The following is a 12,397-nucleotide window of genomic DNA, read 5'->3' on the forward strand; positions in this document are numbered from 1 at the left end:
GGCCGCGCCGCCGAACGCCGCGCGCCAGCCGACGGCGTCGCCGACCACCGAGCCGAGCGGGACGCCCGCGACGGTCGCGATGCTCGTGCCGAACGCCAGCGACGACGCGACGAGCCGCTGCCGCCCGGGCGCCGCGTGCACGCCCGCGCCGAACGCGAGCGACCAGAACCCGGCGATCGCGACGCCGAGGAGCAAGCGCCCGACGAGGACCACGGCGAACGACGGCGCCACCGCGACCGCGAGGTTCGACACCGTCGCGGCGGCGAGCAGGCCCAGCAGCACCCTGCGCCGGTCCGCGCGCGGCAGGAGCACGGCGATGCTCGGCGCCGTGAACGCCCCCGCGACGGCCGTCGCGGCGACCGCGAGGCCCGCGGTGCCCTCGGTGACGCCGACGTCGGCGGCGAGCGCCGGCAGCACGCTCGCGGGCAGGAACTCGCTCGCGACGAGCATGGCGATGCCGAACGAGAGCGTGACGACCGAGCCCCAGGCGCGGGCGTCGGCGGTGCGGGCCGGGTGGGCGGGGGCCTGGTCGGTGCCTGTCGACGGGGTGGTGGAGACGTCCTGGATGGGCATGGCACCAGCGTCCGCGCCGAACGGGCGCGCGGCTTGATCGCGCGGCGGGCGCTGTTGATCGACCGACCGGGCTCCGGGCGGGTCCGTCGGGTCAGGCGGCCGCGCGGTCGGCCCGGCCGGCGCGGTCGTGCCGCCAGGCCCGGACGCCCGCGACGACCGACGCCGCGATGACCACGCCCGCGACGACGTACGCGACCGGTCGCACAGCCGGGTCGGACGCCGCGAAGTACCCGATGACGGTGATGAGCACGCCCCAGCTCAGCGCGCCGAACACGTTCGCGGTGAGGAACCGCGTGTACGACATCCCGCCGACCCCGGCGATCACCGGCACGAACACGCGCGCCCACGGCATGTACCGCCCGATCACGACCGACCACCAGCCGAACAGCTCGTAGAACCGCTCGGTGCGCGCGACGGTGGCCTGCACCCAGCGGCCCGTGCGCGCGGCGAGGTACGGCCGCCCGTAGCGGCGGCCGAGCAGGAACGCGACCTGGTCGCCGGCGACGGCCGCGACGCCGACGCCGATCGCGAGCACCCAGATGTCGATCCGGTCGGTGCTGCCCGCCACGATCCCGGCCCCGAACAGCAGGCCGTCGCCGGTGAGGAACGGGATGAACACGCCGACGAAGAACGCCGTCCCGACGAAGACCAGACCCCACACCACCAGGTAGAACGCGATCGGGCCGAGGACGTCGAGCCAGCCGGCGACGTCGTCCGACACCGTCATCCTGATCATCGCGGGCGCCTCCGGTGTGCCGTACGGTCGAGCGGGTATCGAGCTGGTGTCCAGCTGGTTAGGTCAGCCTAAGCCGTATCGCGCCCGCCGAGGTAGGACCGTCGTCACGCCCCGGGCCGGTCCACCACGCGGGACATCACGAGGGCCGTGCGTGTCTTGACGACGTGGGTGACCGTGCGGATGCGCTCGACGGTCCGCTCGATCTCCTCCATGCTCGTGGCCATGACGTGCACGATGGCGTCCGCGTCGCCCGTCACCGTGGAGACCCGCACGACCTCGGGGATCGGCGCGAAGTCCCGCTCGAGCACCTTCGGCGAGACGATCCCCGAGCAGAAGATCTCGACGTAGCCCTCCAGCGTCCAGCCCATCGCGTGCGGGTCGACACGCACGGTGAAGCCCGCGATCTCCCCGCGCGCCATCATGAGGTCGACGCGCCGCTTCACCGCGGGCGCCGAGAGGCCGACCGCCTTGCCGACCTCGTGGTAGGTGGCGCGACCGTCCTTGAGCAGCTCCGAGACGATCGCCCGGTTCACGGCATCCATGAACGAATCGTTCATCCCTGCGCTCGATATCGCAAGAATCGAGGGCCGGACACGCAACGGATCGCTGTTCTGGCTGAACCGGCCGACTCGTAGCCTCGCGCCATGACGCAGACCACGACTCAGCGCACCGCGACGCCGCGGCACTACCTCATGTGTCCGCCCACCTACTTCGACGTCGTCTACGCCATCAACCCCTGGATGGACCCGTCGTCGCCCGTCGACCCCGCGAAGGCCCTGGCCCAGTGGGAGGCGCTCCGTGCGGCCTACGAGGCCCGCGGCCACCGCGTCGACGTGATCGACCCCGTGCCGGGCCTGCCCGACATGGTCTACGCGGCCAACGGCGGCATCGTCGTCGGCGGCAAGGCGCTCGCGGCCACGTTCACGTACCCGCAGCGCGCCGCCGAGGGCGTCGCGTACGACCGGTGGTTCGCCGAGCACGGCGAGCCCACCTACCGCCGGCTCGGCCAGACGGCCGAGATCATGGAGGGCGAGGGCGACCTCCTGCTCGTGGGCAGCACGCTGCTGGCCGGCACCGGCTTCCGCACCACCCCCGCCGCGCACGCCGAGGTCGCCGCGCGCCTCGGGCTCGCGGAGCAGGGCATCGAGCTCGTCCCGCTCGAGCTGGTCGACCCGCGCTACTACCACCTGGACACGGCCCTGTCGGTGCTCGACGACGGCGCCGTCTCCGGCGAGACCGTGATCGCCTACCACCCCGACGCGTTCACCCCGGCCGCCCGCGCGACGCTCGAGGAGCGCTACCCGGACGCGATCCTCGTCGGCGCCGACGACGCCGCTGTCCTCGGACTCAACGTCGTGTCCGACGGCCTGAACGTGTTCCTCAGCGACCGCGCCCGCGACTACGCCGACGCGCTCAAGGAGCGCGGCTTCGTACCGGTCGGCATCGACCTGTCCGAGATCTTCAAGGGCGGCGGCTCGGTGAAGTGCTGCACCCTCGAGCTGCGCCCGGCGAGCACCACGGAGGAGACCCGATGACCACCGTCCCGTACCTCGACGTCGCCGCCACCGGCCGCTGGGTCGCCCGCCGGGGGCCCGAGGCCGCCATCGCCGCCCTCACCGACGCCCTGGAGCGCGACTTCGCGCGCTGGCCCGAGCTCGACAAGCGGCCGCGCATCGCGTCGCACTCGGCCGAGGGCGTCATCGAGCTCATGCCGACCTCCGACGCCGAGACGTACGGCTTCAAGCTGGTCAACGGGCACCCGCTCAACCCGTCGCGGGGGTACCAGACGGTCACGGCCGTCGGGATGCTGGCGTCGGTGCACAACGGCTACCCGACCTTCCTCGCCGAGATGACGCTGCTCACCGCGCTGCGCACCGCCGCGACGTCCGCCCTGGCCGCCCGGTACCTGGCGCCGGAGAACGCGCGGACCCTCGCGCTCGTCGGGTGCGGGTCGCAGGCGGAGTTCCAGGCGCTCGGCATGCGGGCCGAGCTCGGCATCGAGACGCTGCGCGTGTTCGACGTCGACCGCGACGCCATGGAGAAGCTGGCGCGGCACGCCAAGGCGCTCGGCTTCGACGTCGTCCTCGCCGACGACGCGGCCGACGCCGTGCGTGGCGCCGACGTCATCACGACGTGCACCGCCGACAAGCAGAACGCCACGGTGCTGCACGACGGCGACGTGACGGGCGGCGTGCTCGTCAACGCGATCGGCGGCGACTGCCCGGGCAAGACGGAGCTGGACCCGGCGATCGTGGCGCGCGCGAGCGTGTTCGTCGAGCTGCCCGAGCAGACCCGCATCGAGGGCGAGATCCAGCGCCAGGCACCGGACTTCCCGGTGACGGAGCTGTGGCAGGTCGTCACGGGCGCCGCCCCGGGCCGGCGCAGCGCGGACGAGCTGGTGGTCTGGGACTCGGTCGGGTTCGCCCTGGAGGACTGGACGACGCTGCGGTTCGTGCTGCAGGACGTCACGGAGAACGCCCCGGAGCTGCTCGGCCACCTCGACCTCATCGCGGAGCCGACGGACCCGAAGGACCTCTTCTCGCTGGTCGCCGACTGACACGTCGCCGAGTGCCGGACCTCGGTCCTCTCGCCTGTGGCGGGAGGGCCGAGCTCCGGCACCCGGCGGTCAGAGGAGCTCGGCGCGGAGCTCCGGCTCGGCGTCGAACGCGTGGAAGGGGTGCACCGGCGCCGCGAGGCGGTGGTGGCCCAGCCGGAGCAGGTCCTGGTCGACGCCGCCCGGGGTGAGCATGAGCATCCAGTCGGCGGCCATGGCGTAGAGCTCGGGCTCGAGATAGCCGATCTTGACCACCACGACGTCGGTGCCGCGCGGGTCGAGGCCGAGCGCCGTGAAGTCCGCCTCCCGGTGGTACGGCTTGCGGCGTTCCGTGAGGATCACGCGCAGCCCGCCCACCCGCACGACCGTGGTGATTCCCGCGTCCGGGTCGCCCTCGCTCGCGTGCTCCACGACGCCGCGCAGCCGGACCGGGCCGTGCGGCCCGTCGTCCACCCGGGCGCCCGCCTCGACGTCGATCGGCGCGCCCGGCCCGCGCTCGGCGAAGGCCTTCGCGACCGCACGCGCCGCGTCGGCGTCCGGGAGCGACGCGTAGATCGCGGTGCTGCCGCCGCCCTCCGCGAAGGCCGGCTCCCGCAGGAGCCGTGCGAGCGTCCACGTGACGTCGCCCGCGCCGCCCGCTGTCGGGTTGTCGCCCGAGTCGGACAGGAAGTACGGCTGCGCGGCGCTCGCGAGCGCCGTCGCCACGCACTCGTCGTACGGGGCAGCGGGTGCCACGAACACGAAGTCGTCGCGCGCGTCCCAGTACCGGCGGCCGAGCCGCTCGGCCTCGCGGACGATCAGCTCCTCGTCGTCACCCGTGACGACGACGGCGGCGCGGCAGCTCGGCTCGTCCGCCCAGGCGTACCCGACCCACAGCGCCGCGTCGACGACGCCCGGCAGGTCGGCGACGCGCGCGACGTCGGCGTAGATCGAGGCCGCCGGGTCGATGCGTGTGCTCGTCTTCTCGCCCGGGAGGAGCACCGGGACCTGCAGCCACGCCTTCCTCGGCGCCCCGGCGCCGCGCAGCCGCTCCAGGAGGTTGGCGGCCGCGCGCTCGCGGGTCTCCCACGCGTCCTCGTGCGGTGCCATGCGGTAGCACGTGATGAGGTCGCTCAGCACGGCGAGCTCGCGCGGCACGTTGCCGTGCAGGTCCATCGTCGTGCTGATCAGCGTGCCGGGGCCGACCGCGTCCCGCACCGCCGCCGCGAGGTCGGCCTCGGCGTTGTCCCGGCCCACGACGGTCATCGCGCCGTGGACGTCGAGCAGCAGGCCGTCGTACGGGCCGTGCTCGGCCTGGTGCTGCCGCAGCGTGGCGACGATCTCGTCGCGCACCGCCTCGTACACGTCGGCGGGCACGGCGCCGCCGGGCAGCGAGCGGGCGTGCAGCACCCCGGTCCAGTCCGCGGCGTCCCGCAGGGGAGCGCCGTCGGCGAGGAACGGGTAGTGCGCCACGAGCTCGGCGCCGCGCCGCAGCGTGAACGCCTCCCAGCCGGAGCGGTGCGGGGAGAAGGTGCTGGACTCGATCGACATGCCGGCGATCGCGACGCGCGGGCGGGAGGTGGTCATCGGGGTCCTTCCTGGACGGGGGCGGGGGCGGCGAACGCGTGCGGCACGAGGGTGTCCTCGAGCAGCCGCCCGACGCCGACGAGGTTGGCGTCGGCGCCCAGCCCGGACGGCGCGATGACCAGGTCACGCGTCATGAGCGGGTGGGCGCCCTCGTAGATCTGGCTGCGGATGGCCGAGACGAACGGCTCCAGCGTGGACAGCGCGCCGCCGAGGTAGACGGCGCCGGGGTTGAAGAAGTTGACGACCGTGCACAGCGCCGCGCCGAGGTGGCGCCCGGCGGTGCGGGCCAGCGTGGTCGCGACGGGCTCGGCGTCGCGGACGAGGGCCAGCACGTCGGCCGTCGCCGCGACGTCGTGGCCCTGCTCGCGCAGCAGGCGCACGAGCGCGGCGCCGGAGGCGACGGTCTCCAGGCAGCCGCGGTTGCCGCACGAGCACGGGGTGTCGCCCGCCGCGGGGATGCGCGTGTGCGTGATGTCGCCCGCCGCGCCGCCCGCCCCGCGGTACAGGCGGTCGTCGACGAGGATGCCCGCGCCGATCGCGGTGCCCGCCTTGACCGAGACGGAGTGTCGCGTGCGGCGCGCGTGGCCGAAGTGCTCGCCCACGGCCATGGCGTTGGCGTCGTTCTCGACGACGGCGGGCACGCCGAGCGCGTCCTCGAGCCACGAGCCGACGTCGAACCCGGACCAGCCGGGCATGCGCGACGGGCTGTCGAGCGCGCGGCGTGCGACGTCGACCGGGCCGGGCAGGCAGATGCCGACGCCGAGCAGGCGGCCGGGTGCCGACGCCTTCGACCCGGCTCCCGCGGGCGGCTCGACGGACGCCGCCAGCTCGCGCAGCGCCTCCGTGACCCGGGCGAGCACGGGGGCGGGGCCGTCCGCGATGGCCAGCGGGATCTCGGTGGTCGCGGCGAGCTCGCCGCCGTGGCGCAGGATGCCGATCCGGGCGTGGGCGCCGCCGAGGTCCACGGCCCCGAGGTAGCCGGTGCTGCCGGGAACACGCAGCGCGCGTGGGCGCCGGCCGCCGCTCGACTCGCCCTGCCCCGTCTCCTCGAGCGCCCCGGAGGCGAGCAGCGCCTGGACGCGCTGCGAGACGGTGGACGGTGCGAGGCCGAGCGAGTCGGCGATCTCCTTGCGGGACCGGGCACGGCCGCTCGACACCAGCACGAGGATCTCGCGCTCGAGCCGTGCCGCCGACACCCGGGGACGCGCGGGCTGGGCCACGGGCCTCCTCCTGGGGCAGGTTTGTTCACGAGACGGAACAAGTTCAGGGTCGAGTGTGCACCACGGCCCGGGCCGGATCGGGCAGAGCGGCCTTATTTCGCGGGCGAATTAACAGTGTTGTTACTGCTTCGGCATGGATCAGGGAAACTTCCTCCGTCTACGGTGCTCCATTATTCGGCTGGCGAACCAAGTGCCCGGCGCTCCCGCTCCGGCGTCGTCGGCCGCGGACCCAAGGAGACCCAGATGCGCACCACGCAGGCCGGACGGGCCGCACGGCTGGCCGTGGGCGCGGCCGCCGCCGTCGCCCTCCTCGCCGGATGCTCGACCTCCTCCGGCGCGGACGAGTCAGCCGCCCGCACCGACGTCAGCTACGCGCTGCCCGCCAACGCGACGCCGAACTGGATCGTGCCGCTCGGCATCGCGGGCAAGCTCGCGACCCACAACTCCGCGATCATCCGCACGCTGTGGGAGCCGCTGGTCGCCTACGACGGCTCCGAGGGCGAGGTGGGGCGCGTCGCCGACGCCGACCTCGCCGACGAGATCACCTTCTCCGACGACGGCCGCACCGTGACCATCACGCTCGACGACCGCACCTGGAGCGACGGCGAGCCCGTCACCTCGGCCGACGTGAAGTTCTGGTTCGACGTGGTCCGCGCGAGCACCGACGTCTGGGCCAGCTACTCCGCCGGCCGCATGCCCGACAACGTCACCGACGTCGCGACGCCCGACGACAGGACCGTCGAGCTCACCTTCGACAAGGTCTACAACCCCGAGTGGCTCCAGGCCTCGCAGCTGACGCTCGTCGTGCCGATGCCCGCCCACGCGTGGGCGAAGACGGCCGACGACGAGGAGGCCGACCCCGCGCTGGCCGAGACCGAGGAGGGCGCGCGGGCGATCTTCGACTACCTCGTCGGCGAGGGCGAGGACCTCGCGACCTACGCGGACAACCCGCTGTGGCAGACGATCAACGGGCCTTACGCGCTCACCGGCTTCACCGACTCGGGCCAGGTCGAGCTCACGCGCAACGAGACGTACGACGGCGACGACGCCGCCTCGATCGAGACCGTGAACCTGCTGCCGTACACGTCCAGCGAGGCGGAGGTGAACGCCGTGCGGTCGGGCGCCGTCGACTACGGGTACATCCCGACCACCGGCCTGGACGCGCCCGAGCAGTACGAGAACCTCGGCTACCGCGTGGAGCCGTGGGCGGGCTGGTCGATCACGTACCTGCCATACAACTTCAACCACCCCGAGCTGGGCCCGGTCTACCGCCAGCTCTACGTGCGCCAGGCGCTGCAGCACCTCGTCGACCAGGAGCAGATCTCCGAGGTGATCTGGAAGGGCGCCGCGCTGCCCGGCTACGGGCCCGTGCCGCAGAACCCGGAGAGCGACTTCCTCTCGGACGAGCAGAAGGACAACCCCTACCCGTTCGACCCCGAGGCCGCCACGACGCTGCTCACCGACCACGGCTGGACCCCCGGTGACGACGGCGTGCTCGAGTGCACCGACCCCGGGACGGGCGACGGCCAGTGCGGCGAGGGTGTCGAGAAGGGGCAGCGGCTCGCGATCACGATCCTGTCCCAGAGCGGCTCGGCCGAGACCGACAACATGTTCGCCGAGATCAAGTCGACCATGGAGCAGGCGGGCGTCGGCGTCACCATCGAGAGCGCGCCGCTGAACACCGTGCTCTCCTCGATCGCGCCGTGCGAGGCCGACCAGCCCGAGTGCGACTGGGAGCTGCCGTTCTTCGGCACGGCGGGCAGCTGGTACTTCGGCGGCTACCCGAGCGGTGAGCGGGTCTTCGGCACGGGGGCGGCGTCGAACTTCGGCTCGTACTCCGACGAGACCTTCGACGAGCTCATGCACGACTCCACCGAGAGCACCGACCCGTCGGCCATGCAGGAATACTCGGCGTTCGGCGCGGAGAACCTGCCGGTGATGTGGCTGCCCAACCCGGTCTACCAGGTGTCCGTCATCAAGGAGGGGCTGGAGGGCACCACGCAGGACCCCCTCGCCAGCTTCCACCCGCAGCGCTGGAGCTGGGCCGGCTGACATGACCACGGCCATCCCCGCCGCGGGCGGGGCCGACGCCGCCGCGTCACCGTCCGTCCGGACGGCACGCGGCGGCTTCGGCCGCTACCTGTTCCGCCGCGTGCTCCAGTCCCTCGCCGTCGTCCTCCTCGTCAGCGTCATCGTGTTCGCGCTGCTGCACGCCCTGCCCGGCGGTCCCGCGCGCGGCGTGCTCGGCCAGCAGGCGACCCCCGAGCAGATCGCGGCGTTCGAGGCCGCCAACGGTCTCGACCAGCCCGTCGTGCTCCAGTACCTCGCGTTCCTCGGCCGCACGGTCACGGGCGACCTCGGTGAGTCGTACCTGCTCAACCAGTCCGTGGCGGACGCCATCGGCGTGCGCCTGCCCAAGACGCTGCTGCTGACCGGCCTCTCGCTCGTGGTGGCCGTGCTGCTCGCCGTGCCGATCGGCGTCTACCAGGCGGTGCGTCGCAACCGCGCCGTCGACTACTGGCTCTCGGCGCTCGCGATCGTCGCCTACTCCACCCCGACCTTCTTCCTGGGCATGCTCCTCATCCTGCTGCTCAGCCAGACCGCCGGGCTGCTGCCCGCGGCAGCGCCGCAGGGCAGCGGCGTCGCCGAGGTGCTGGCGCAGCCGGCCGGGCTCGTGCTGCCCGTGCTCACCGGCGCGGTGCCGATCGTGGCGACGTTCAGCCGGTACATGCGCTCGGCGACGCTCGACAACCTCGCCGAGGACTACGTGCGCACCGCGCGCGCCAAGGGCACCGCGTACCGGCGCGTGGTGCTGCGGCACGTGCTGCGCAACTCGCTCACGCCCGTGGTGGCGATGCTCGGGTACTACCTGCCGGTCATGTTCGGCGGCGCGCTCGTGGTCGAGCAGCTGTTCAACTACCCGGGCATGGGCCTGCTGTTCTGGAGCGCCGCGCAGAGCAGCGACTTCCCGGTGCTGCTCGGCTGCGTGCTCGTCATCTCGGTGGCGACCGTCGTCGGCTCGCTGCTCGCCGACCTGGTCCAGGCCCTCCTGGACCCGCGCACCCGGGGAGGGCTGCGGTGAGGGCCGGGCTGCGGCGGTTCGCCGCCAACCGGCTGGCCGTGGCGGGCGCCGTCGTGCTCGCGCTGCTCGTGCTGTTCGCCGTGCTCGGACCGCTCGTGTACCCGACCGACCAGGTGACGACCGACCTCGCGTCGGCCAACCTGCCGCCCGGCGCGGACGGGCACCCGCTCGGCACCGACGCGCTCGGCTACGACAACCTCGGCCGGCTCATGGTCGCCGGCCGGGTCTCGCTGCTGGTCGGCGTGCTCGCCGGCGCGCTGGCCACGGTCGTCGGCACGGTGTGGGGCGCGGTGGCCGGGTACGTGGGCGGCGTGGTGGACGCCGTGATGATGCGCGTGGTCGACGCCGGCATCGCGATCCCGGCGATCTTCCTCCTGCTCGTGCTGTCCACGATCGTGCGGCCGACGGTCGGCATGATGATCGTCGTGCTGGGCCTCGTGTCCTGGCTCGTCCCGGCCCGGCTGATCCGCGCGGAGGCCCTGTCGGTGCGCACGCGCGACTACGTCGTGGCGGCGCGGGCGATGGGCGCGACGCACCGGCGCACGGTCTTCGCGCACGTCATCCCGAACACCGTCGGCACGGTGGTGGTCAACGCGACCTTCCAGGTGGCCGACGCCATCCTGCTGGTCGCCTACATCAGCTTCCTCGGCATGGGCGTGCAGCCGCCCACGACCGACTGGGGCGCGATGCTCAACGACGGCATCAGCTTCATCTACCAGGGCGCGTGGTGGCTCATCCTGCCGCCGGGCCTGGCGATCGTACTCGTGGTGTGCGCCCTGAACTTCGTGGGCGACGGGCTGCGGGACGTCGTGGACGTACGGGGGAGGGCGGCATGAGCGGCGGTGCGGTGGACGACGTGGTGGACGACGTGGTGGATGACGTGGTGCTTCGCGTCCAGGACCTCCGGGTCACCTTCGCGAGCGCGTCCGGCGAGGTCGAGGCCGTCCGCGGCGTCGACCTGGAGGTGCGGCGCGGCCGGGTGGTCGCACTCGTCGGCGAGTCCGGGTCGGGCAAGAGCGTCACCTCGCTCTCGGCGCTCGGCCTCCTGCCGTCGACGGCGCGCGTCACGGGCACGGTCGAGCTGACCGACGGCGCCGTGGTGCACGACGTCGTCACGACGCCCGAGCGGCAGCTCGTCGACCTGCGTGGCCGCGTGGTCTCCATGGTGTTCCAGGAGCCGATGACGGCGCTCAACCCCACGATGACGCTGGGCGACCAGGTCGCCGAGGCCGTGCTCAACCACGAGCGCGTCCCGCGGCCCGTCGCGCACGAGCGGGCCGTCGAGCTGCTGGGCTCGGTCGGCATCCCCGACCCGGAGCGCCGTGCGCGGCAGTACCCGCACGAGCTCTCGGGCGGGCAGCGGCAGCGGGTCGTCATCGCCGTGGCGCTCGCGTGCGAGCCGGACCTGATCGTCGCCGACGAGCCGACGACGGCGCTCGACGTCACGGTGCAGGCGGGCATCCTCGACCTGCTGCGTGACCTGGTGGCCCAGCGCGGGACGGCGCTGCTGCTGGTCACGCACAACATGGGGGTGGTCGCCGACCTGGCCGACGAGGTGGCCGTCATGCGCGACGGCCGGGTGGTCGAGCACGGGCCGGTCGCGCGCGTGCTCGGGGCGCCCGACCACGCGTACACGCGGCGGCTGCTGGCCGCGGTGCCTGCGGCGCCGCCCGCGAGCGCGGTCGTCCGGGAAGCCGGTGCCGGCGCGGCTCCCGACCCGGGACCGCCCGCCGACGGCCGGGAGACCGTGCTCGACCTGCGTGGCGTCAGCCTCGACTACCGGGTGCAGGGCAGGCGCGTGCGCGCCGTCGAGCGGCTCGACCTCACCGTGCACGCCGGCGAGGTGCTGGGCCTCGTCGGCGAGTCGGGCTCCGGCAAGTCGACGGCGGGGCGCGCGTGCCTCGGCCTGCTCGCGCCGTCCGAGGGCGAGGTGCTGCTGCTCGGCGCGTCCGTGGCCCGGGCCCGGGGCCGGGCGCGGCGGCGCCTCCTGGCCGACGTCGGTGTCGTCTTCCAGGACCCGGGCGCCTCGCTCGACCCGCGCCGGACCGTCGGGGAGTCGGTCGCGGAGCCGCTGGTCGTCCACGGCCGTGACGGCCGCAGGACGACGGCGGCCGAGCGCCGCGCCCGGGTCCGCGAGCTGCTCGACGCCGTGCGGCTGCCCGCGGGCGCCGAGCAGCGCTACCCGCACGAGTTCTCCGGCGGGCAGCGACAGCGGATCGGGCTCGCCCGCGCCCTGGCGCTCCGGCCGCGCCTGCTCGTGGCCGACGAGCCCACGAGCGCGCTCGACGTGTCGGTGCAGGCCGAGGTGCTCGACCTGCTGCGCGACCTGCACGCGGAGCTGGGCTTCGGCTGCCTGTTCATCAGCCACGACCTGGGCGTGGTGCACGAGCTGACGGACCGCGTGGCCGTGCTCCGGTCCGGCCGCCTCGTCGAGAGCGGGCCGACGGCGCAGGTGTTCGCCGCGCCCCGCGAGCTGTACACGGCCGAGCTGCTCGCGTCGGTGCCCGCGCCGGACCCGGCACGGCAGCGTGCCCGGCGCGAGGCCCGGCACCGGCTGGCCGCAGGTGCGGTCGGATGACCGCGCCGGGGGACGGCCGGGCGACCGTCGGCGTCGACATCGGGGGCACGAAGACCCGGGCGGCGGTCGTCGGGCCGACGGGGGAGGT

11 protein-coding genes are annotated in these 12,397 nt (G+C 73.9%); 6 read left to right on the forward strand and 5 right to left on the reverse strand.

All coding sequences use genetic code 11. The annotated features are described in order from the left end of the window. From HLB15_RS19255 to HLB15_RS19265, 3 genes are all read right to left on the reverse strand, one after another. Positions 1-573 (reverse strand): MFS transporter (locus HLB15_RS19255; protein ID WP_171107673.1); only part of this gene is annotated, 573 nt, incomplete at its 3' end. 91 nt (positions 574-664) lie between these two features. Then, the gene (locus HLB15_RS19260; protein WP_171107676.1) at positions 665-1,309 is read right to left on the reverse strand and encodes a DedA family protein; all 645 of its coding nucleotides are present in this window, start codon (positions 1,307-1,309) and stop codon (positions 665-667) included. A gap of 104 nt (positions 1,310-1,413) precedes the next feature. Then, complete coding sequence (locus HLB15_RS19265) at positions 1,414-1,851, reverse strand: Lrp/AsnC family transcriptional regulator (RefSeq protein WP_171107678.1); 438 nt, start codon at positions 1,849-1,851, stop codon at positions 1,414-1,416. Between the two features lie 102 nt (positions 1,852-1,953). Here HLB15_RS19265 and ddaH point away from each other — a divergent pair, with 102 nt between their 5' ends. Both ddaH and ocd read left to right on the forward strand, forming a co-directional pair. Further along, entirely contained in the window at positions 1,954-2,844 is an 891-nt protein-coding gene (gene ddaH, locus HLB15_RS19270; RefSeq protein WP_171107680.1) for a dimethylargininase, read from the forward strand. Further along, positions 2,841-3,866: an ornithine cyclodeaminase gene (ocd, locus tag HLB15_RS19275; protein ID WP_171107682.1), complete on the forward strand. Its 1,026-nt coding sequence runs from the start codon at positions 2,841-2,843 to the stop codon at positions 3,864-3,866. Before ddaH ends, ocd begins: the two co-directional genes overlap by 4 nt. Before the next feature lie 69 nt (positions 3,867-3,935). Here the strand turns inward: ocd and HLB15_RS19280 are convergent, their stop codons facing one another. Beyond that, the gene (locus tag HLB15_RS19280; protein WP_171107684.1) at positions 3,936-5,429 is read right to left on the reverse strand and encodes a M81 family metallopeptidase; all 1,494 of its coding nucleotides are present in this window, start codon (positions 5,427-5,429) and stop codon (positions 3,936-3,938) included. After that, on the reverse strand, positions 5,426-6,649 hold the full coding sequence (locus HLB15_RS19285) for an ROK family transcriptional regulator (protein ID WP_229784957.1): 1,224 nt from the start codon (positions 6,647-6,649) through the stop codon (positions 5,426-5,428). Before HLB15_RS19285 ends, HLB15_RS19280 begins: the two co-directional genes overlap by 4 nt. Positions 6,650-6,892: 243 nt before the next feature. Between HLB15_RS19285 and HLB15_RS19290 the strand changes: the two genes are divergently transcribed. Genes HLB15_RS19290 through HLB15_RS19305 form a run of 4 tightly spaced genes read left to right on the forward strand, consistent with a single transcriptional unit; the run spans position 6,893 to position 12,309 of the window. Further along, positions 6,893-8,701 (forward strand): peptide ABC transporter substrate-binding protein, encoded by a 1,809-nt coding sequence (locus HLB15_RS19290; RefSeq protein ID WP_171107686.1) that lies wholly within the window; start codon positions 6,893-6,895, stop codon positions 8,699-8,701. A gap of 1 nt (position 8,702) precedes the next feature. Then, complete coding sequence (locus HLB15_RS19295; protein ID WP_212760110.1) at positions 8,703-9,731, forward strand: ABC transporter permease; 1,029 nt, start codon at positions 8,703-8,705, stop codon at positions 9,729-9,731. Further along, positions 9,728-10,567 carry an ABC transporter permease gene (locus tag HLB15_RS19300; protein WP_171107688.1) on the forward strand — a complete coding sequence of 280 codons (840 nt, stop codon included), beginning with the start codon at positions 9,728-9,730 and terminating at the stop codon, positions 10,565-10,567. Before HLB15_RS19295 ends, HLB15_RS19300 begins: the two co-directional genes overlap by 4 nt. Next, on the forward strand, positions 10,564-12,309 hold the full coding sequence (locus HLB15_RS19305) for a dipeptide ABC transporter ATP-binding protein (protein WP_171107691.1): 1,746 nt from the start codon (positions 10,564-10,566) through the stop codon (positions 12,307-12,309). Before HLB15_RS19300 ends, HLB15_RS19305 begins: the two co-directional genes overlap by 4 nt. Positions 12,310-12,397: the final 88 nt, after the last annotated feature.

The sequence above is a fragment of the Promicromonospora citrea genome, assembly GCF_013004695.1.
GTDB lineage: Bacteria > Actinomycetota > Actinomycetes > Actinomycetales > Cellulomonadaceae > Promicromonospora > Promicromonospora citrea.

Excerpts from the sequence above, each read along its gene's own strand:
- HLB15_RS19260 (WP_171107676.1), bottom strand. The coding sequence starts at position 1,309 with ATGATCAGGATGACGGTGTCGGACGACGTCGCCGGCTGGCTCGACGTC.
- HLB15_RS19265 (WP_171107678.1), bottom strand. The coding sequence starts at position 1,851 with ATGGATGCCGTGAACCGGGCGATCGTCTCGGAGCTGCTCAAGGACGGT.
- ddaH (WP_171107680.1), top strand. The coding sequence starts at position 1,954 with ATGACGCAGACCACGACTCAGCGCACCGCGACGCCGCGGCACTACCTC.
- ocd (WP_171107682.1), top strand. The coding sequence starts at position 2,841 with ATGACCACCGTCCCGTACCTCGACGTCGCCGCCACCGGCCGCTGGGTC.
- HLB15_RS19280 (WP_171107684.1), bottom strand. The coding sequence starts at position 5,429 with ATGACCACCTCCCGCCCGCGCGTCGCGATCGCCGGCATGTCGATCGAG.
- HLB15_RS19290 (WP_171107686.1), top strand. The coding sequence starts at position 6,893 with ATGCGCACCACGCAGGCCGGACGGGCCGCACGGCTGGCCGTGGGCGCG.
- HLB15_RS19295 (WP_212760110.1), top strand. The coding sequence starts at position 8,703 with ATGACCACGGCCATCCCCGCCGCGGGCGGGGCCGACGCCGCCGCGTCA.
- HLB15_RS19305 (WP_171107691.1), top strand. The coding sequence starts at position 10,564 with ATGAGCGGCGGTGCGGTGGACGACGTGGTGGACGACGTGGTGGATGAC.